Source organism: Streptomyces sp. LS1784, assembly GCF_020103755.1.
Classification (GTDB): domain Bacteria; phylum Actinomycetota; class Actinomycetes; order Streptomycetales; family Streptomycetaceae; genus Kitasatospora.
The window spans coordinates 1-1,710 of sequence record NZ_JAHSQD010000999.1 but is presented as its reverse complement, the minus strand read 5'-3'; the positions used below and the strand labels follow the sequence as shown (position 1 = coordinate 1,710).

The 1,710-nt window shown below is 68.1% G+C and carries 3 protein-coding genes and 1 rRNA gene; all 4 read left to right on the top strand.

The window, feature by feature from the left end:
• Window positions 1-2: 2 nt before the first annotated feature.
• The 4 genes from rrf to KS423_RS45030 all read left to right on the top strand — a co-directional run bounded on the left by rrf (window position 3) and on the right by KS423_RS45030 (window position 1,588).
• Window positions 3-119: ribosomal RNA gene (gene rrf / locus KS423_RS45045) — 5S ribosomal RNA — on the top strand.
• A 156-nt stretch (window positions 120-275) separates the two neighbouring features.
• Window positions 276-590: a helix-turn-helix transcriptional regulator gene (locus KS423_RS45040; RefSeq protein ID WP_224285451.1), complete on the top strand. Its 315-nt coding sequence runs from the start codon at window positions 276-278 to the stop codon at window positions 588-590.
• The gene (locus KS423_RS45035; protein WP_224285450.1) at window positions 587-997 is read left to right on the top strand and encodes an SRPBCC domain-containing protein; all 411 of its coding nucleotides are present in this window, start codon (window positions 587-589) and stop codon (window positions 995-997) included. Before KS423_RS45040 ends, KS423_RS45035 begins: the two co-directional genes overlap by 4 nt.
• A gap of 99 nt (window positions 998-1,096) precedes the next feature.
• Window positions 1,097-1,588: a hypothetical protein gene (locus tag KS423_RS45030; RefSeq protein ID WP_224285449.1), complete on the top strand. Its 492-nt coding sequence runs from the start codon at window positions 1,097-1,099 to the stop codon at window positions 1,586-1,588.
• The last annotated feature ends 122 nt before the right edge of the window (window positions 1,589-1,710 follow it).

Below are 1,710 nucleotides of genomic sequence, written 5' to 3'. Positions count from 1 at the left end.
GTTTCGGTGGTCATAGCGTGAGGGAAACGCCCGGTTACATTCCGAACCCGGAAGCTAAGCCTTACAGCGCCGATGGTACTGCAGGGGGGACCCTGTGGGAGAGTAGGACGCCGCCGAACAATTCTTCTGAAGAACCCCTGATCCATTCGGATCAGGGGTTCTTCGCATTTCCGGGCCGGCAGCGGGCCGGGCGTGGCGGGCAGGTGACTGTCCCCAACCCCCGGACGTGTTGGAGATTCTTGACGCGTCGGAAATTTCCGACACATACTGATGTCATGCCAACGGACGTGTTCGGCGCGCTGGCCAACCCGGTGCGTCGCAGACTGCTCGAAAGTCTGCGAGAAGGCCCTCGCTCCACAGGGGAACTGGCCGGGATGTTCGAGCTCGGGAGGCCCGCGGTCTCCGAACACCTGGCGGTGCTCCGTGCCGTTGGGCTGGTGCGCGAGGAGCCACGGGGCCGACACCGCTTCCACCACCTCGAACCGGCACGGTTGGCCGAGGTGAGCGAGTGGCTGCATCCGTTCGAGCACTACTGGAAGCAGCGCCTGGACGCGCTGTCCGACCTTCTGGACGAAGACAACGGGACATGACCGAGAACAACACCCTCACCTGCGAGAAGTTCCTGCCCCACCCGCCGGTGGCGGTGTGGAAGGCCCTGACCGACCCTGACCTCCAGGCCCGTTGGTGGGCTGCCGGCGACGTCAAGCCCGTCGTCGGGCACCGCTTCACCCTCGACATGGGCAACTTCGGCAGTCAGCCCTGCGAGGTGACCGAGGTGGACGACCAGCGGCTGCTGGCCTATCGGTTCGCCGAGGGCTCGCTCGACACCACCATCACCTGGACGCTGCACCCGGAGGGTGGGGGCACCCGCCTCGTCCTCGTCCACGCGGGCTTCGACCTCGACTCCCCGATGGGCCGACAGGCGTACGACGGCATGGGCAAGGGCTGGCCCCACGTCCTGAACCGTCTCGACTCCGTCCTGGGCGGGACCGCCTAAGAAGATCAGGGGAGGGCCGGCTGGGCCGTCGCGGCCCGGCCGGGCCCGAGAGCGATGGGACAGCGCCGGCACCGTCCTGAAGCGAAAGTGATCGATCTCGTGATCTCGACTCAGAACGCGCCCCAGCCCGACCGCACGGGCGAGTTCACGGCCCGCCTCGACAGCGCCTGGGAATGGTGGCACGCCGCCATCGAGGAGGCCCAGGACGGCCGCTGGATCCGCAGCACCGTCGAGCGCCAGGTGATGGACGACCTCGCCGCCGCGACCGTCGGACTCGGCTACCTGGATCCGTCCGTCGAACTTCCCCTGCGCAACCGGCTCTGCCGCATCGCCACCTGGGCGGGCGTGCTCCGGCTCGCCGCCCGGACCGGCGGCTGGGAGCTCGTCCCCGTCACCGGGGTGACCCCGCCGCGGCCCGCAGGGATGGCCGAACTGCTCTCCGCCGTCCACGCGGTGGGGGAGCAGGGTGAGACCTGGCTGCGGCGGCTCGGCGCTGACGGACCGCCACCGCCCCGTGCGGTCGCCGGGTTCGAGGCCTTCCTGTTCGGCCCGGGCTCGGTCGAGGACCTCCGCCAGTTCTTCTACGACTAGGGCCTGTGTGATGTCGTGATCAATATTGCGGTTTCGTGCTTGCTCGAAAGCGGGATCCGGTAGGACGTTGCGTGTGACACGTAGGCAACTCACCGACGAGCAGTGGACGTTCATCGAGCCGT